At 66.4% G+C, this 18,140-nt stretch carries 14 protein-coding genes; 3 read left to right on the forward strand and 11 right to left on the reverse strand.

Annotated elements, in window-relative coordinates; genetic code table 11:
* The first annotated feature begins 12 nt into the window (after positions 1–12).
* Positions 13–141 carry a hypothetical protein gene (locus tag ACRQ5J_RS16815; protein WP_432378215.1) on the forward strand — a complete coding sequence of 43 codons (129 nt, stop codon included), beginning with the start codon at positions 13–15 and terminating at the stop codon, positions 139–141.
* Here the strand turns inward: ACRQ5J_RS16815 and ACRQ5J_RS16820 are convergent.
* Positions 134–1,948, reverse strand: coding sequence for a triple tyrosine motif-containing protein (locus ACRQ5J_RS16820; protein ID WP_432378216.1), 1,815 nt, complete (start codon positions 1,946–1,948; stop codon positions 134–136). The genes ACRQ5J_RS16815 and ACRQ5J_RS16820 overlap by 8 nt on opposite strands.
* Positions 1,891–3,081, reverse strand: coding sequence for a ligand-binding sensor domain-containing protein (locus tag ACRQ5J_RS16825; RefSeq protein WP_432378217.1), 1,191 nt, complete (start codon positions 3,079–3,081; stop codon positions 1,891–1,893). The genes ACRQ5J_RS16820 and ACRQ5J_RS16825 overlap by 58 nt, the downstream gene beginning before the upstream one ends.
* Positions 3,082–3,251: 170 nt before the next feature.
* Between ACRQ5J_RS16825 and ACRQ5J_RS16830 the strand changes: the two genes are divergently transcribed.
* A complete protein-coding gene (locus ACRQ5J_RS16830; RefSeq protein WP_432378218.1) occupies positions 3,252–4,523 on the forward strand; it encodes an aminotransferase class V-fold PLP-dependent enzyme in 1,272 nt (423 codons plus the stop codon).
* 21 nt (positions 4,524–4,544) lie between these two features.
* Here the strand turns inward: ACRQ5J_RS16830 and ACRQ5J_RS16835 are convergent, their stop codons facing one another.
* The 6 genes from ACRQ5J_RS16835 to ACRQ5J_RS16860 all read right to left on the reverse strand — a co-directional run bounded on the left by ACRQ5J_RS16835 (position 4,545) and on the right by ACRQ5J_RS16860 (position 12,341).
* Entirely contained in the window at positions 4,545–6,065 is a 1,521-nt protein-coding gene (locus tag ACRQ5J_RS16835) for a PepSY domain-containing protein (RefSeq protein ID WP_432378220.1), read from the reverse strand.
* A 15-nt stretch (positions 6,066–6,080) separates the two neighbouring features.
* Positions 6,081–8,249, reverse strand: coding sequence for a TonB-dependent receptor (locus ACRQ5J_RS16840; protein ID WP_432378221.1), 2,169 nt, complete (start codon positions 8,247–8,249; stop codon positions 6,081–6,083).
* 159 nt (positions 8,250–8,408) lie between these two features.
* Positions 8,409–8,759, reverse strand: a complete 351-nt coding sequence (locus tag ACRQ5J_RS16845) for a DUF2946 domain-containing protein (protein WP_432378223.1) — start codon at positions 8,757–8,759, stop codon at positions 8,409–8,411.
* Positions 8,760–8,833: 74 nt separating this feature from the next.
* The gene (locus ACRQ5J_RS16850; protein WP_432378224.1) at positions 8,834–10,186 is read right to left on the reverse strand and encodes a DUF3526 domain-containing protein; all 1,353 of its coding nucleotides are present in this window, start codon (positions 10,184–10,186) and stop codon (positions 8,834–8,836) included.
* Positions 10,183–11,613 (reverse strand): ABC transporter permease, encoded by a 1,431-nt coding sequence (locus tag ACRQ5J_RS16855; RefSeq protein WP_432378226.1) that lies wholly within the window; start codon positions 11,611–11,613, stop codon positions 10,183–10,185. The genes ACRQ5J_RS16850 and ACRQ5J_RS16855 overlap by 4 nt, the downstream gene beginning before the upstream one ends.
* Positions 11,610–12,341, reverse strand: a complete 732-nt coding sequence (locus ACRQ5J_RS16860) for an ABC transporter ATP-binding protein (protein ID WP_432378227.1) — start codon at positions 12,339–12,341, stop codon at positions 11,610–11,612. Before ACRQ5J_RS16860 ends, ACRQ5J_RS16855 begins: the two co-directional genes overlap by 4 nt.
* Positions 12,342–12,452: 111 nt before the next feature.
* Between ACRQ5J_RS16860 and ACRQ5J_RS16865 the strand changes: the two genes are divergently transcribed.
* On the forward strand, positions 12,453–14,501 hold the full coding sequence (locus tag ACRQ5J_RS16865; RefSeq protein WP_432378228.1) for a TonB-dependent receptor: 2,049 nt from the start codon (positions 12,453–12,455) through the stop codon (positions 14,499–14,501).
* A 44-nt stretch (positions 14,502–14,545) separates the two neighbouring features.
* Here the strand turns inward: ACRQ5J_RS16865 and proX are convergent, their stop codons facing one another.
* From proX to proV, 3 genes are read right to left on the reverse strand one after another with little or no spacing between them, the layout of a single operon-like run.
* A complete protein-coding gene (proX, locus tag ACRQ5J_RS16870; RefSeq protein ID WP_432378229.1) occupies positions 14,546–15,598 on the reverse strand; it encodes a glycine betaine/L-proline ABC transporter substrate-binding protein ProX in 1,053 nt (350 codons plus the stop codon).
* Positions 15,599–15,613: 15 nt separating this feature from the next.
* Positions 15,614–16,720 (reverse strand): glycine betaine/L-proline ABC transporter permease ProW, encoded by a 1,107-nt coding sequence (proW, locus tag ACRQ5J_RS16875; RefSeq protein WP_432378231.1) that lies wholly within the window; start codon positions 16,718–16,720, stop codon positions 15,614–15,616.
* Positions 16,717–17,952 carry a glycine betaine/L-proline ABC transporter ATP-binding protein ProV gene (gene proV, locus ACRQ5J_RS16880; RefSeq protein WP_432378232.1) on the reverse strand — a complete coding sequence of 412 codons (1,236 nt, stop codon included), beginning with the start codon at positions 17,950–17,952 and terminating at the stop codon, positions 16,717–16,719. The genes proW and proV overlap by 4 nt, the downstream gene beginning before the upstream one ends.
* Positions 17,953–18,140 lie beyond the last annotated feature (188 nt).

An 18,140-nucleotide genomic window follows, 5' to 3' on the forward strand; every position in this document is an offset into this window, starting at 1 on the left:
GAGCAGGAACTGGTGCTGGAGGACACGCACCATTACTTCGCCTGCCGCGAGGACAAGACGGAAGACAACGCCATGCAACGCTTCCGCCGCTGGTTCTTCGAGCAAAGCGGCATAGCGGACGGCAACGCCCGCGCTAACTGAAACCGGACGCGGCGCTGACGCTAAACCGTACCGCCGTGCCGCGCTCCCCTTCCCGTCCGATACTGAGCACGCCGCTCAGGGCCGCCACGCGTTCGCGCATGCCGACTATGCCCCAATGGCCGGCGACGCCCGCTTCGGCCACGTCCGCCGCAATGCCGACACCGTTATCGACGATGGCCACCACGATCCCGCCGGCGCGCACCTCGAGTGTGGCCGCAATCGCGCTGGCGCCCGAATGGCGCGCCGCGTTGACGACGGCCTCCTTGATGACCTGGCAAATCTCGCACGCGACATAGGGACGGATGCGCTCGACGCCATCCGACACGCGCAGCGTCAGCCGGCCTTGCAGCAGCGGCTCCATCGCCGCCAGCTGGTCGCGCAGCGCCGCCACCGCCTGGCTGGCGCTCTGGTTGTCGCGCAAGCCCATCACCTCGTCGCGGGTATGGTCGATCAGGCGGTCGGCGCGGTCCAGCGCCTCTTCCAGTATGCGCTTTTCCTGGCTCTCCGGCGGCAGCCGCTTGAGGATGGTGCTGCAACGCAGGATCAACGCATACACGCCTTGCAGCAGGTTATCGTGCAGATTGCGGGCGATGCGCTCGCGCTCATCGAGCCGCGCCGCCAGCCTTTCGGCCGAGCGCGCCTCTACCGCCGCGATGCGCCAGCGGTGCAGGGCCAGCGCGGCCAGCAGCACCAGCGCCGCCACGGCTGCGCGGAACCACGTGGTCTGCCACAGCTGCGGCAAAATCTCGATCTGCTGCGTCGCGCCTTGATTATTCCAGACGCCGTCCTCATTGGCGGCGATCACCTGGAACACATACTGGCCCGGCGCCAGATTGGTATAGCGGGCGATGCGCTCGCCACCCGGCTCCTGCCAGCCGCTGTCGACGCCACTGAGCTTGTACCTGATCTTGACCTTTTCCGGAATCGACAGCGCCGTTGCCGCATACCGGATCTCGACCGCGGTGGTTCCCGGCGCCAGGCGCAGCACGCCGCGCGGCTGGAACTGCCGGTCGCCGGCGCGGATCGATTGCACCATCACATGCGGCGCCAGCGCGTTGCGGCGCACGTGCAGCGGGTCGATCCATCCGACCTGCGTGTTGGTGGCATAGAACACCCTGCCGTCATTCCCCGCCACCAGGCTTGGCAGCGGACGGATCTGCGCCGCGTTGCCGCGCACGCCGTCGGTCAGGTTGAACACCTCCCACTTCAGCGGCTGCTGCGGCTGCGCCCAGAAACGCGCCAGCTCGTCCCTGGTAATATGGAACACGCCATCGGCGCCATGCGCCCACAGGTCGCCGCGCCGGTCCAGCGCCAGGCCGGACACGCCAAGCAGCGCCTTCATCTGCTCGGGCTGGAATGCCCTGCTGCCCTGCGGCCCGACCCAGGCCATGCCCAACTCGCCGCCCGCCAGCAGATGGCCATCCACTTCCAGCAGACTGAGCACATGGCCGATATCGACCGCGCTGGTCGGCAGAGCGCGCAGCACGCCGCCCACCAGTTCACCGATGCGGTTCTTGGTAAAGCCCATGAAGACGCGCCCGGCTTTGTTGACATACAGAAAGATCGGCGTGGCGTCCTTGCCCATCATGGCGGTATCGAAATGCTGCCACGCGCCGCCGGCGAAACGGTACAGGCCGGAGCGAACCAGCGATACCCACACCACGCCATCCTTGCCGACCACCAGCGACTGCACCCCGCCCCTGCCGACGGCCTCCGCCGGCAACGCCCAGCGCGTCATGCCCTGGCGCGTCAGGTGGAACAGGCCGGTGGCCGAGCCGGCCCACAGGCTGCCGGCGTTTCGCGCCATAGCGCGGCAACTTCGGGCAGGTTCCATTGCGTGGTGAAGCCGGTGTCGGTCAGGCGCAGCACGCTGCCGGCGGCCTGTCCGGCCACCAGCATGCTGTCGTCCAGCCCCTGCTGGACGTAGAAGTTGAACATGGTTCCCGGCAGGGCGATCTCGTGAATGCGCTGCGCGCGGTAGCGCTCGACACCGTTGAAGGTGCACAGCCACAAATTGTCTTCGCGGTCGAGGTAGGCGCTGACCACCACGCTCTTGTCGGTACGGCCGCTTTCAAACGAGCGCGCCACTTCATAGCGTCCGTTCTTTCCGGGACGCAGCAGGACCAGGCCCTTGTCCTCGCCCAGCCAGCCCCATACCGTCGACAGCGGGCCGTTATAAATCCCCTCGTAAATGGAGCCGACCTTGTCGAGCACCACCTTTTTCGGCTTGCCGTATTCAAACTGGACCAGCGAGTGATCCGGGGCGGTCACGGTCAGCTTGCCGTCGACCAGTTCCGGCCGCCCGCGCACCAGGATGTCGCTGACGTATTCATAGCGGCTCACCGCGCGCGGACGCGCATACAGTTCCGTGTCGGTCGATACCCAGGTGGTGCCCTGATGGTCCACCACAACGTCGCTGAAAGGACCGCTTGGGAAAGACGGGTCTGCCGTCCTGCGCCATACGCCGCCCTCCAGAACCGATGCGCCGGACGACGTTCCGGCGTGCAGCCGGCCGTCCTCGTCAAACCACGCGCCCTGTATCACGCCCGGCGGCAGGCCGCCGCCGACGTCGTAGTGCTGTGCCGCGTCGCGGCTGAACACCGACAGGCCGCCAAACTGGTACATGACGATCAGCCGCCCGCGCGCCGCCACCACGCTAGCTACATTATGCGAGCGCAAGGGATAGCCGTAGACCGCGTCGACGCGCTGGAACTGTTCGCCGTCAAAACGGAACAAGCCGTTGGGCGAGGCAAACCACAGCATGCCATCGTCGCCCTGCGTGATGCGCCATGCGCCGGTCGGCGCGCCCTCGATGGGCGACCATGCGCGCCGTTCGAAGCCGACGTTGGGTTCGGGTGCGGCAGCGCCTGCAAGCGTCCAGTAGCACAACGCCATCAACAATAATACAACCCGCCGCCCTGCCATCTGCCTGCTTCCCATTCAACGCTCACGGTTGAGCATACACGGCAGCGGCGAGATTGTCAGCCCTCGGCCGCGACAAATACCCGCCTCCAGCCCATAAGGCCAGCTTATACGGTGATAAATTCTCCAACGTCCACAGCAGGGTGCGCCGCCATATACTGACAGTCATCCTTTAACGAGAACCTTCCATGACATTTATCGCCTCTCCACGACGCAATTGGCTGCGCGGCGTCGCCGGCCTGTCCCTCGGCGGCGTCAGCCTGGCCGCACCGCTACGCGGCATCGCCGCCGGCGCCACAGACCAATGGACGCGCATGGCCGCCAACTACGATATCGCACCCGATTTCATCAATCTGGAGAACGCCTACTACGGCATCATGCCGACGCCGGTGGCCGAGGACTTCAAGCGCAATATCGATTACCTGAACCGGCACAACTCGCACTACCTGCGCAGCAACTTCGACCGCGCCGGCATTGAGGCCATCCGCGCCGCACTGGCTGCCCACGCCGGGGTGGCCGTCAGCGAGATCGCCATCACGCGTGGCGCCACCGAGTCGCTGCAAAATCTGATCATCAACTACAAGCCGCTGAAGCCGGGCGAGACGGTCATGTTCGGCAACCTCGATTACGACACCATGATCGACGCCATGAACGATCTGGCGCGCCGGCGCGGCGCGCAGGTCGCCACGGTGCAGATTCCGGAGCCGGCCAGCAGGCAGGCGGTGATCGACACCTACGAGCAGGCACTGAACAGGCATCCGCGCACGCGCCTGCTGCTGCTGACGCACATCAGCCATCGCACCGGGCTGGCAATTCCGGTGGCGGAGATCGTCGCCATGGCCAAGCGGCGCAAGGTGGACGTGATTGTCGATATCGCCCAGTCGTGGGGCCAACTGGACTTCCGCATTCCCGACCTGGGCGCGGACTTCGTTGGCGCCAACCTGCACAAATGGATAGGCGCACCGCTGGGACTGGGCTTCCTTTACATCCGCGAGGCGCGCTTGCAGGACATCGATATCCAGCTCGGCAACACCATCTTCCCGGCCACCGACATCCGCGCGCGCGTCAACGCCGGCACCGTCAACGCCGCCAGCGTGATGACCATTCCAGCCGCGCTCAAATATCACGCCCAGGTGCCGCTGGCCGAACGCGGCGCCCGCCTGCGGACGCTGCGCGACTACTGGGTGCAGCGCGTGCTCGACGTGCCCGGCGTGCAGATCCTCACGCCCGAGGACCCGGCCATGTACGGCGCCGTCACCTCCTTCCGCCTGCGCGGCAAGACCAGTTTCGAGGACAACGTGGCGCTTGCCCGGCGGCTCATGGATGAATACGGCATCTTCACCGTGGCGCGCAGCGGCCCGGTCGGCGGCGCCTGCATTCGCGTCACGCCGGCCTTCTTCACCCGCACCGCCGACCTGGACAAGCTGGTCGCCGCGATCCGCGCCATGGCCGCATCGTGAGCATCGGCCCACGCCACGCAGTCAACGCTGCGACGCTGACTTGCGTACGCGGCGCCAGCCGATGATACTGGCCGTGACGCTCAACAGCAGCCCGCCGATGCTGAGCACTGTCAGCACAAGCTCGCGCGGCCAACCCGGCGTCAGCAACGCCGGAACATCCCAGCTGTGCAGGAAGTTAAACAGCCAGCGTCCGGCCCTTTGCATGCGGTCGAGGCTGAGTTCGACCTGGCCGGTTTGCATGTCGAGGTAAATCCAGGTCGCGCCGGGATCAGCAAACGCTACACGCAGCGCGGGCAGGCGGCGTTCATAGCCGCCGTACATCGACGCTTGCTCGCGCGCGTAGTAAAACGCGTCGTGCCGTTCCAGCCGCTCGACAGCGGCGACCGGATAGGCCACCGAACGCGCGGCGGCAGCGATCAGCCGTGGCTCGGGCCATTGCTTGCGAACTTGCAGGACACCGTCGCTTTCCGTCACGATGCGAACTTCCTTGCTCCCATTGCGCGCCAGCACGTAAGGTTCGCCATCAAGCACGCGCCATTCCAGCTCGCGCGCGCTGAAAGACTGGGCGGCAAGCAGTCGCAGCATGCTCGGCACCGGGCCCGTGATGCGCGACTGCGCCGGTGTTGCGCCTTGCAAGGCTTGTATATCCGGCCGCATTGCCGGATCGAATATGCGCAGCGGATTCATCGACATCAATCCGCTAAACATCCACGTGCACAGCACTAGTCCGAATCCCAGCCCGAGCAGATGGTGCCAGCGCATCGCGGCGTCCCGGTACGGCGTGCGCGCACCATTCTTGTAGCGGCCAGAAAAACGCCAGCGCCAGATGCCGTTCAGCAGCCCGGTCGCGGCCGAGAACACGCCAACGGCCGACAGGCCGATCACCGTCCAGCTCCACACCGGGTCGGTCGGCTGGTCGCGCAGCATGTACAGCCAGTGCAGCCAGGCGCCAACGAAATTCCAGTAGCGTTCGGCACGCGGCGCGTCCAGCACAACCTGGCCGGTGGCGCTGGATACATACACGCGGGTGGCGTCGGCATCGTCCAGTTCGACCACATGCAGCGGCCGATGCGGATTGAGGCCGCGCCCGTGCGTCCAGCGGTCCTCCTGCACCAGCCCGGCATAGTGCGCCTCGGCGCCCGGCCGGAACATCTGCGCCGCAGCCAGCGCCGTCGCCACGTCGGCGCGCGGCAAGGCCGGGCCGGTGGTCGCAGCCACGGATCGCAGCGCTCCGCTGGCCAGGGCGTCGATACGCGTGAGACCGCCGCCGCTGTCGTGCAGCACATACTGCGGCCGGCCGGCGATTGTGGTCAGCGTGATGCCCTCGACCACGCCCGGCGACGCGGCGAGCCGCAACGCCTGCGCCGGCTCGAGATAGCTGCCGGCCGCTGCCAGCACAGGCAAGGACGACAGCCGCTCCGACGGCGTCAGCTTAGGATAGCCGACGAACAGCATCACCACCCCACTGACGAACCACGCGGCCATCAGCAGGCACATGGCGATGCCGGTCCAGCGGTGCAACAGAAACACATAACGGCGCATCTCTTGCCCTTGCGATCAGAAACGGTGGTTCAAGGTCAGATCGGTGCGGCGGTCCTGTCCGTACAGCCACTGTGTAGGCGTGTAGTACGCGGTGGTGAAGTAGCGCTTGTCGAACAGGTTTGCCACCCGCAACGTCAAGCTGGTATTGACAGCCATCTTCCAGCGCAGCGACGCATCCGTTACCGAGTAGGACGGCAACCGGATGATGTTGGCGTTATCGGCATAGCTCGCGTCCACATAGCGCAGCCCGGCGCTGCCGGTCCAGCCGGCCGCAATGTCATGGTGCAGCCACAGGTTGGCCAGCCGCTTCGGCACATTCGGCGGCGTTTTGCCGGAACGCGACACCGCCACGCCGCCGGACGATTCGCTAAAGTCGTCAAACCGGGCGCGCAACGCGGACAGGTTGGCTTCCACGCTCCACCCCGGCGCCAGCACGGCGCTGCCGGTCGCCTCGATGCCGCGCGAACTCCGCTGCCCAACCTGAATGCTTTGCGCCGGATTGGTCGAATCGCGGGTCAGCAAGTTGTGCTTGGCGATGTCGTAGACGGCCAGGGTCCATTCGGCATCGCCGCCGTCGAATGTCTGCTTCAGGCCGAGTTCCACCTGACGTCCGGTTGCGCTGTCGAACTTGCTGTTGGCCGGCGACAGGAATAGCTGCGAGCTGATCGGATCGGCGGCGCGCGCGTACTGCCCGTACAACGCCAGCGCCGGCGTCAGCTGATAAACCGTGCCGAGCCGCCAGCCGATATTGGTGAACGTGCGGTCATAGGCCTGCTTACGGGCGACCAAGTCGTCACGCCGCACTTGTGCATGGTCATAGCGCAGGCCCGCCAGCAGGGACCAGCGCTCACTCAGCGACAGGCGGTTTTCAGCGAACAGCGCGTATTGGCGCGCATGGCTGGCATAGCGCGGAATGGTCGGAATCGCGCTGCTGAACTGGCCGGGGAGCGGGTTGTAGGGATCAACCGAAGGTGCGTCGCCGACGTAGGTGTTATTGGTATGCGTGAATTTGGTTGAGTTGAAATCGAAGCCGACAGAGAACTGATTCGCCAGACCCAACAGCGTGCCCCGGAAGGCCGCGTCGGTGGTATTGCCGGTCTGCGACTGGTCGTGATAAATCTCGGTGGCCTCGGAGCGGTCGACCAGCTGCGTCAGCGGATTGTAGACATATGCCTCCACCTCGCGCCAGTGGCGATCGCTGGAAATATCATAAAAACGGCTGCGCACAGTCGTGCTCTCGTTCGGCTGCCAATTGAGCAGCAGATCGGCCCAGCGGTCGTCGTATTGAATCACGCTGTCGGCGACATTGTAGTTCTGGCGTTCGATCGCCGGGTCCGGCTTGCCGTTAATTAACGGCGTGCCGAAGTAGCGCATCGGCTGCTGCCGCCCTCTGGCCAGGCTCAGGCGCACGTTCAGGCGCGGCGAGATATCGAGACGCAGCGCGCCGGAGAAATTGCGGTTGCTGTAGTCCCCGCGCTCCACCCAGCCATCCGAACGGTCGCTGCTGGCATCGACGCGATACGACCAGCGCTCATCGATGGCGCCGCCACTGCCGACGGCGAAGCGGCGGCTGTTCTCGCTGCCGATGCCAGCTTGTACCTCGGTCTGGATCGCGCCACGCGTCGGCTGCTTGGGCACCACATTGACCACCGCGCCGATGGCGCCGTCACCGTAGATCACCGAAGCCGGGCCGCGCATGACTTCGATGCGCTCGATGGCCCAGGTGTCGAACGGATACGTCAGCGACGCGCCGCCGTACTGGCGCATGCCATCGTACAACCGCATCACCGACACGCTGTCGGTAAATCCGCGCGCCGACAGCGCCGAGCCGCCGTTGCCGGGATGGCCCATGGTGCTGATGCCCGGCGCGCGGGTGATGGCGTCGTTCAGGCTGACATCGCCGCGCGCCATCAATTGCGCGCTGGTGACGACATCGATGCTGGCCGGCGTTTCAAAGCGGCTCAGATCGAGATTGGAGCCGGTCGACGTCTGTGTGTGCAGCCCGCCGGTATCGGCGCGTGACGTCACTGTCACGGTCGGCAACGAGACGTCTGCGGTTGCGGGCGCCGGCAGTACGGCAGGCGGAGTGGCCGCGGCGGCCGCGCTGCCTTGCGCGGCGGCGATTATCAACGCAACGGCGCATGCGCCGGGCTTAGCGGCCAGGCGGAATGGGTGGTTCTTCATATTGGGACAGACCTTTGTATTCCTGTCCGCCGTCAACGGCGGACCTGTGGCCCGAATGCGCGGACAAGCGCCCTGCTCCACCAGGAACAACGCGGCGTTACGGCACTCGGGGAACGATGATGCGTGCCGCAGACAAGCTGCGGACGCAAGCGGAAATACTCAGGCCAGCGGCGGGCCACGCGGATGCGCAGCCACCCACGAGAATAGCGGCGCCGGCGCATGGTAGAACAGCGGCGGGTGCTGGCTGGACAGCGGAGAAATCGCCAATGCCAACGGCGCCGGCGGCAGCACGGGCAGATCGGTCTGCACACGGCAATAAGGGCAGTCGTCCATCATGACGACCTGTTTGAGCGGCGCGTCGGAGTCCGGCGCGGCGGCAAATTTGCTCACGCCGCCGACCGAACACAGTTGCAGCAGAACCGCACTGGGATCGCGCTGCGGCGCAAACGCACGCGACAACGAAGGCATCAATGCCACCAGCAACATGGCCGCACACAGCAGCCATGTCACACGGGTTCGTCGTTGTCGCGTCATAAACATGCGGTCATTCTACGCCTTCCCGCACATTATGCCAAACAGCTTGCTCAGTCCAACCCGCCACGGAAGCGACGCATGCCCAACGCCGCCACCAGCGTGGACAGCAGCACCAGCAGCGCCGCCTCGCCCCACGATACCGTCATGGCGGCGGCGCGCGGCGTGAAGGCCGGCAGCCTGGAAAAGTCCGCCGTGCCGAACGGCTTGTCCGTGAACAGGTAGCCGTAGTAGAAGCGCCGGACTTCGCCATGGAAGGCGGCGATGCGGTCCTGATACGCCAGCTGCGCCGGCAGGTCGGTATCGGCCAGCCGGTGCAGCAGGCTCTGCGCCGCCACGCCCGGCAATATCCAGCCCAGCCTGTCGCTCCACTGCTGGCGCGCCAGCAAACCCTGACGGTAGGCTGCCACCTGCCCGGCCACCGCCTCGTCGCCGAGCTGGTGGAAGGCGTAGTACCACTTGTAGTGGAAGCCCTGCGGCAGCGGCGCCGAGTTACGCCATTCCGGATGGCTGGCGTAGAACTTGCGCATGGTTTCCTCGCGCGGCACCTCCCACGCGCCGTGGACGATCTGGCGCTGCGTCAGCATCAAGTCCACGCCCTGCCCGACCGGAATGGCGCGCACCAGCGCGACATTGGCCAGCGTAGGCAGCACCAGCACCAGCAGCGCCCACACGCCCATCAGCGCGGTCGCGTTGGCGACCGAGCGCCAGCGCCGCGTGGCCACCAGCGCCGAAACGCCGAACCAGAAGCCCAGGTAGGCTGCGCTCACCACCAATGCCGCCAGCACCACCACCATCGGCGTGCCCGAGCACAGCGCGCCCGCGCACAGCGGCAGGGTCAGGCAAAGCAGCAGCAAGACGTAGCGCAGGCCGAGGCGGCGACGCCACAAGCGGCGCGTGTCCGGCATGGCCTGCAACAGCCGCAGGCGGCCGGACTCGCGCTCGGCCGACACCGCATCGTGCAGCAGCGCGATCGCGAACAGCGGCGCCATGTAAATCAGCACGAAAGCGAAGTCGAAGCGTCCCGGCAACGCCACTTCCGGATTGAAGCTTTCGCCTTCGTACAACTGCGCCTGCAAGCCGAGCGCGCGCACGCGCAGCACATACGGCGCCACGTCGCGCAGGCCCAGGGCCATGAACGCCGCTGACGACGGCGGGTCCCAGGTGTTGAAGAAGGTGTAATAAGCCGGGCTGCCCGCGCTCGCGCTGTGCGGATAGCGCGCCGCCAGCGCGGCCACGTCCTGCGCGTGCAGCGGCGCCAGCCGCGCGATCGTCTCGCGCTGGCGCGCCGTCTCATGCAAGCCGGACCAGACCGCCAGCGCCGTCAGCGACAGCAACAACAGCAAGGCCGCCACCGACAGGCGCGAACGTGCGATCAGGCGCCATTCAAATTTCAGCCACGTCATCGCACGGCCCTCCCCAACCGGCCGCACAGCAGCCAGACCAACGCGCCGACGGCGGCCAGCCATGCCAGCAGCACCGCGCCGGCGGCAGCCGCTGCCGCCAGCGCTTCGCCCAGCGGCGCGGGTTGATAATCAAACGCCGGGAACGCCCGCCAGTGCTCATGCGAAACGCGGTTTTCCTTGCCGGCCGTGGTGTCGTCCGTATAGCTGATTTTTTCGATCTGCACGCGGTTTAGTCCTTGGATCAGTGCGTAACGGTAGTCCTCCCCTTGTTCGAGGAAGGCGCGATAGTTGACCAGGTCGGTGCCGGCCGCCGTCATCGACAGCCGGCGCAGCGCCAGCGTCGGGCTGATCCAGCCGAAGGCGTCGACCAGGCCGGTCTGGCGCGCCTGCAATGCAAAGGTAGCCGCCGCGTAGCGGTTGAACAGTTCGCTGGACATGCGTTCGCCTTCCATGCTGAGTACACCCTTGTAGTTGACCGGAAGGTCTTCCACCCGCGTTACGCCGTACTGGCGCAGCAGGTTCTCGCGGAACTGTTTGAATTTTGGATCGTCCGGATTGTGGGCGTCGCCAAGGGCAATGTATTCGCGTTGCACATTGATGGCGTCCTCAAAGCGGGTCGGCAGTGCAATGGCGGAATTGACCATGTCCGGCACCCAGCGCGGCAGCAGGATCACCGTCACCGCCCACACCGTCAGCAGCACCAGCAAGGCGTCGCGCGCGCGCGCCGCCAGCATCGACACCATGACCACCATCAGCGCCCACAGCGCCAGCCAGGCGGCGTAACCCGCCGCCAGCACGGCGGCCAGTTGCCACGCGGCGTCGGTGGTCGCGCTCAGCCACGACAGCGCGGCCAGCGCCGGCAGCAACCCCAGCCCGCCAAACGCCGACAAAGCCATCAACTTGCCGAGCACCACCTGGCCGCTGCGCACGCCCTGCGCGAGAAGAATGCGCAAGGTGCCGGATTCCCGCTCGCGCGCGATGGCGCCGTGGCCGACGAACACCAGCAGCAGCGGCGCCAGTATCTGCAGCATGAAGGCCGGCGTCAGCTGGCCGAAGCGCACCAGCATCGAGGCCTGGCGCACGTCGCCGAAATTGGCGCTGTTCTGGCGGTGGCCTTCGAGGAACAGCGTGTTGCCGGTGAAGACATCGATGCCGGGATCGAAGGCCGCCAGCGGATTAAGCGGCCGGAACAGGAAATGGCCATAGTGCACCATGCGGTGCGGATGGCGGTCCGGCTGCGCGTCGAATTCATGGTTGGCGCGGGCCTGGTAGCGGACCCGGTCCGCCTCGGCCGCGCGCTGATGCTCGTGCGCCGTCAGCGCCGCCACGCAGGCCAGCACGATCAGCAGCAACAGGCCGGCCGTGGCCGCGCGGTCGCGGAACAGCGCGCGCCACTCTTCCCTGGCGATACGGAATGCTGCGCTCATGCGGCCTGTCCTCCGTAGCGGTGGTGCAGCGCGCGCACGTCGAAGCGCTCGCTGCCTTCGGCGGCCACCTCCTCCAGCAAGCGGCCGGCGTCGAGGAAGCCGATGCGGTCGGCCACGTCGGCGGCGCTCAACAGGTCGTGGGTGACCATCAGGATCGCCACGCCCTGCCCGCGCAACACCCCCAGCAGGCGGTTGAACTCGGCCGTGGCCTGCGGATCGAGGCCGGAGGTCGGCTCATCGAGCAGCAGCGCCGGCACATTGCGCGCCAGCGCCAGGCCGATGGCGACCTTCTGCCGCATGCCCTTCGAGAAGCCCGCCACGCGGCGGTCGAACGCGCTCTCCGCCAGGCCGGCGGCGGCCAGCGCGCGGTCGATCGCTTCGCGGTCTTCCGCCTCGCCGGCGAGGTGTAGCAAATAGGCGACGTTCTCGCGGGCGCTCAGGTGTTCATAGAGCGCGACGTTTTCCGGAATGTAGGCCAGGCGCCGGCGCGCCTCGGCCGGCTGGCCGACCGGATCGACGCCGGCCACGCGCACCTGGCCTTCGTCCGGCGCGACAAAGCCCAGAAACAGGCTCAACGTGGTGGTCTTGCCGGCGCCGTTGGCGCCCAGCAGCGCATAGATTTCCCCTGCGCCGATATGCAGGTCGAGGCCATGCAGGATGGTCTTGTCGCGGTAGCCGGCGACAACGGCGGAGGCGGATAGCACGGGACTGGGACTACGCTTGCTCAATCGATTCTCCTGGTGATGGACGAAAGCATTTTAAATGCAATTGACTTGCAAATTGAAAATGATAATGCAATAATCCGGCCAGATCAATAACGCAATTGAATTGCATTTAAAATGACACCGAAAGCATTCCCGCTGGTTTGCGTCCTCGCGGCCACCACCGCCGCTATCGCGGCCGAAACGGCGCCCGTGAGCGTCGAGGTCAAAGGCAGCAAGGAGGACGACGAGCGCGCCGCAGCCGGCATCGCCGGCAGGCTGCTGCCGTCCGCCGTCACTAGCATCACGGCCGAGGAGATCGCCACCATCAACGTCGGCCGCGACATGTCCAACATCTTCCGCCGCGTGCCGGGCGTGGTGGCCAACAACATCGACCAGGGCGACACCGGCAACGGCTTCCGCATGCGCGGCTTCGCCACCCAGGGCACGCACGGCGCCGACACCGCCGTGTATATCGATGGCGTGCCGCAGAATATTCCATCGAGCCAGGGCGGCGCCGGCCACGGCCCGGTATTCCTCGAATGGCTGACGCCGGAGATGGTGGATACCGTCGATGTCGTCAAGGGGCCGGTATCAGCGCTGTTCGGCGACCAGAACCGCGCCGGCGCGGTGGCCATCGACACCCGTGAAGGCGGCGCCGCGACCCAGTCCAGCGCGGCGGTGACGGCGGAAAGCTATGGCGGACGGCGCGGCTCGCTGGTGCTTTCCGGCGAATACGGCAAGATCCGCTCGCTGCTGGTGGCCGACCGCTACATCAGCGCCGGCTTCCGCCACGGCGCCCGCAACGCCCGCACCAATGTCTTCGAAAAGCTGTCGACGCGCATCGGCGATGGCCTGTACAGCCTGCGCGCCAGCTACTACCAGTCCGACTACGCCGGCGCCGGCTACCTGTTGCTGCCGTCGCTGGAGTCCGGCCTCGACCCGCACGCGACGCAGTTCAACCTGCCCGGCTTCGGCGCGGCCAGGCGCAGTTCGCTGGTGTTCAACCGCGGGCCGGCCAGCGGCGACGCCGGCTGGTTTGCCACCGCCTATGCGGAAGACTTCGAGCGCAGCCGCGCCATCACCACCAGCGCCACGCAACACACCTACGGCTACGACAACCGCCGCATCTTCGGCGGCCGCTTCGGCAATAGCTGGACGCTGGATGACACCGCCGTGCTGACCGTAGGCGCGGAGGTGCGCAAGGACCGGGGCGACGCTTACCGGCGCCAGTACCAATACCTGCTGCCCACCAGCCGCTACATCAACAACCAGAATATCGACCTGCTGACCTATGGCGTGTTCGGCCAGGCGCAGTACCGCATCCTGCCTTCGCTGAAGCTGCACGGCGGCGCGCGCTACGACCGCTTCGACTACGAGCTGCGCAACCTCAAGCTGCCGGCCGCCTCGGCCACGTATCGCAGCCAGGTGTTCACGCCCAAGGGCGGCGTGATCTGGTCGGCGGCGCCGGCGCTGGAAATCTACGCCAACGTGGCCGAAGGCTTCCGCTCGCCAGCCGCCGAGCAGATCAGCGCCAGCGGCTCGCTCGGACCGCTGGGCGCCGCCGGCGGCGTGGTCAACGCCGGCATCAGGCCGAGCAAGGTGCGCTCGCACGACCTGGGCTTCAACGCGCGGCCGGCCGCCGGCTGGACCGTTGCCGGCGCCGTCTACGCCATCCGCAACGACGACGAAATCATCAACACCGCGCCCGATGTCTACGTCGCCTCCGGCCAGACCACGCGCCGCGGCTACGAGCTGGACACGCACTACCAATGGTCGCGCGCCGTCAGCGCCTACCTCAACTATGGCCGCATCCTGCGCGCGCAGCTGGACAATCCGGCGCCCGGCGCCGGCGCGTTGCTGTCGGTCCCGGCCCACACCTGGAAGGCCGGCGCGCAGTATCGCGGCCAGCTCGGCGACGGCCGGCTGACGCTCAACGCCGACGGCTATGCCACCGCGGGCAATCCCTACTACATGGGATCGCCGTCAACGCGGCGCGACATGCCGACCTACGTGCGCTACGACCTGAAGGCCACCTACGACCACGGCAAATACCAGGCGGCGCTGTTCTTCACCTTGCAGCCGCACGAATTCGCCAGCGACATCGCCTACGGCACCACCGCCGGCCTGCTGGTGACCACCTTGCCGCGCACGCAAGGCGGCGTGTCGCTGCGCTACTTCTTCTGACGCCGGGCGAAAAAGACCCCGAATGATCGGGGCTTTTGAGGATATCAGGATTTCACCGCGGCCGCGCGGGCCTGCTCGATCCAGCTATCGAACAACTGCTGGTGGAACTTGATCCAGCCTTCCGTGTGGCGGGCGATGTCTTCCTGCGAATTCTCGCCGTCGCGCATGCGCTCGTTTTGCGCGTTGATGTCGGCGATCGGCAGGCGCATCACTTCAAACAGCTTGACCGCCGCCGGGTTCTTCTCGGCCCACGCGCGGTTGACCACGATGCGCGTGGTGTTGACGGCAAAACCGTAGTCGCTGCCGTCGGCCATGCTGGTATTGGTCTTGTCCGGATTGGACGAGAACGGCACTTGCAGCCACACCACGTCCTTGCCCGGCACCAGCACGCCGCTGACCCAGTACGGCGTCCACGTGTAGTACAGCACCGGCTCGCCGCGCTTGTAGCGGCCGATGGTGTCGGCCATCAGCGCCGCGTAGCTGCCCTGCACGTGCTTGACGGTGGCGCGCAGCTGGTAGGCGTCCATGTGGTTTTCGATCATCGCCTCGCAGCCCCAGCCCGGATTGCAGCCGGTCAGGTCGGCCTTGCCGTCGCCGTCATGGTCGAACAGCTTGGCCAGGCCGGGATCGCGCAGTTGCTCGATGTTGGTGATGTTATAGCGCTCGGCAGTGGCCTTGTCGATCAGGTAGCCCTGCGCGGCCGGGCCGGCGTATTCGCCCACGCGCATCAGCTTGGCGTCGCCGCCGGCGTTGTTGTAATAATCCTTGTGCAGCGGGTCCCAGTGCACCGCCAGGAAGGTGGCGTCGCCGTTGGCGATGGCGATGTGCGCGGTCGGATACTCGACCTCCTTCACCGGCTGCGGCTCGTAGCCGAGCTTTTCCAGCGCGCGGTCCACCAGCATGGTCTGGAAGGTTTCCTCCGCCAGCGAGCTTTGCAGCGCCTGCACCTTGATGCCCTTGCCGGGCAAGGCGGCGTCCGGCGTCTGCGCCATGGCGACGCCGGTGCTCAGGGCCAATGCGGCCAGCGCCAGCGCGGCAATCCAATGCAGCTTGCGTTGCGATTTATACGTTGCTTTAAAATTTTCAATACGTTGCATAAGCAGCCTTTCTTGTTATTGTGCGGTGATGGTTTTGCCGGGCGCGGCCGCTTCGCCGCGCGCCGTGCCGCCGCGCACCAGGCGCAGCACGATGCCGGCCGGGCCGGTTTCGTACCAGTGGCGCACGCCGCGGCGCGGCTGGCCCATCGCTTGCGTCAGGCGGTCCAGCGTGATGGCCAGCAGCACGATGCCCAGGCCGCCAACGGTGGCCAGGCCCATGTCCAGGCGGCCGATACCGCGCAGCACCATCTGGCCCAGGCCGCCCACCGCGATCATCGAGGCGATCACCACCATCGACAGCGACAGCATCAGCGACTGGTTGATACCGGCCATGATCGACGGCATCGCCAGCGGCAGTTGCACGCGGGTCAGCAGCTGCCATGGCGAGGCGCCGTAGGCGCGCGCCGCCTCGATCAGGTCCGGGCGCACCTGGCGGATACCGAGGTTGGTCAGGCGCACCAGCGGCGGCAGCGCGAAGATGATGGTGACGATCACGCCGGGGGCGTTGCCGATACCGAACAGCATCACCACCGGCACCAGGTAGACGAAGGCCGGCGTGGTCTGCATGGCGTCCAGCGCCGGGCGCAGAATGTTTTGCGCGCGGTCGCTGCTGGCCAGGAAAATCCCCAGCGGCAGGCCGATCAGCAGGCAGAAGGCCAGCGAGGTCAGCACCAGCGACAGCGTGGTCATCGCTTCGGGCCACACGCCCAGCATCGACACCACCAGCAGCGCCACCACGGTGCCGATGGCCAGCGCGCGGCTGGTGAACTGCCAGGCCAGCAGGCCGATGATGGCGATCACCGTCAGCGACGGCGCCGCCAGCAGCACGTCGCTGACGCCGTTCAGGGTGGCGTCGATCGGCGAACGCACGGCCTGGAAGAACGGGCGGAAATGCGCGACCACCCAGCCCAGGCCCTGGTTGATCCAGGATTCCAGCGGCAAGGCGCCGTCGAAGATCTGCGTCAACTGGTGCAGGCCGCCCGCGTGTTCCGGCGTCGCGGCCGGCTTGGCGGCGTCCAGCCAGGAAGTGTCGCTTGGCGGCGCCGGCAGCCACGGATTGACCGGTGCGGTCTGGGCTGGCGCTACAACCGGTTCGATTGCGGTAACGTCATTCGGATTCATGCGTGTCCTTTCTGTGCGTGTTGTTCGGCGATAGGCGGCGTGGTCGGGTCCAGGAACTTCAGCAGCGTGGTGCGGCTGATGGCGCCGTGGAAGCTGCCGTCATTGGCCACCACCGGCACCGCGTAGGGCAGTTGCGCGACCTGGCCGAACAGGCCCGACACCGGCTCCTCGGCGTTAATCGACTGCACCTCCGGCAGGAAGGCGTGGGCCAGGCCCAGCGGGCCGGTGTGGCCGTCCAGCGCCTCGCGCAGCGAATCGGCCGATACCATGCCGAGGAATTTGCGCTTCGGATCGACCACATAGGCGTAGCTGCGGTCCTGGTCTTCCAGCATCGTCAGCGCGGCGCGCGCGCCACGGTTCGGCGATTCCGACACCACGATCTGGCTCTTGCGGGCGATATCGCTGGCCTTGAACACGGCCGCCGCATCGACGCCGCGCACGAAGTTGCGCACATACTCGTTGGCCGGCTTGCGCAGGATTTCCTCCGGCGTGCCCACTTGCACCACGTGGCCGTCCTTCATGATGGCGATGCGGTCGCCGATGCGCATGGCTTCGTCCAGATCGTGCGAGATGAAGACGATGGTGCGGCGCTTGATCTGTTGCAGGCGCAGGATTTCCGATTGCATCTCGGTGCGCATGATCGGGTCCAGCGCCGAGAACGCCTCGTCCATCAGCAGGATCGACGGATCGCAGGCCAGCGCCCGCGCCAGGCCCACGCGTTGCTGCATGCCGCCGGACAGTTCATCCGGATAGCTGCCGGCGTAGGCCGCCAGGCCCACTTGCTCCAGCGCCTGGCGCGCCAGCGCGTGGCGCTCGTTCTTCGGCATACCGGCCAGTTCCATGCCGAAGGCGGTGTTGTCGAGCACGGTAATTTGCGGCAGCAGCGCGAACGACTGGAACACCATGCTGATGTCCTTGCGGCGCAAGGCGCGCAACTGGGCGTCGGGCAGCGTGTTGATGTCGTTGCCGTCGATGAGGATGCGGCCGTCGGTCGGTTCGATCAGGCGGTTGAGCATGCGCACCAGGGTCGACTTGCCCGAACCGGACAGGCCCATGATGACGAAGACTTCGCCTGCTTCAATCGTAAAGGTGGCGTCGAACACACCGATCGTGCATGCAGTTTTAGCCAGGATGTCTTGTTTGCTGGCGCCCTGGCGGACAAGCGCCAGCGCCTCTTCGGGCTGATCGCCGAAAACTTTAAAGACATGGTCGATGATAATTTGTTTTGCCACGTTGTGGTTCTCCTTCGATTTGACGAATGGAACGACACCCTGCCGGCCGTGGGCCGGCGATGGGAATCAGCGAATCCTGAGCCGTCGGCGATACCACGGCGCAGCCAGGCGCACGCGAGCGACGAAACAGGGGAGACACGGAACCGGCGGGCATATGCCGGTATGCCAGGTCATGTGCGTACTAAAAG

Source organism: Duganella sp. P38 (assembly GCF_050859475.1).
In the GTDB taxonomy this organism is placed as follows: Bacteria; Pseudomonadota; Gammaproteobacteria; order Burkholderiales; family Burkholderiaceae_D; genus Rugamonas.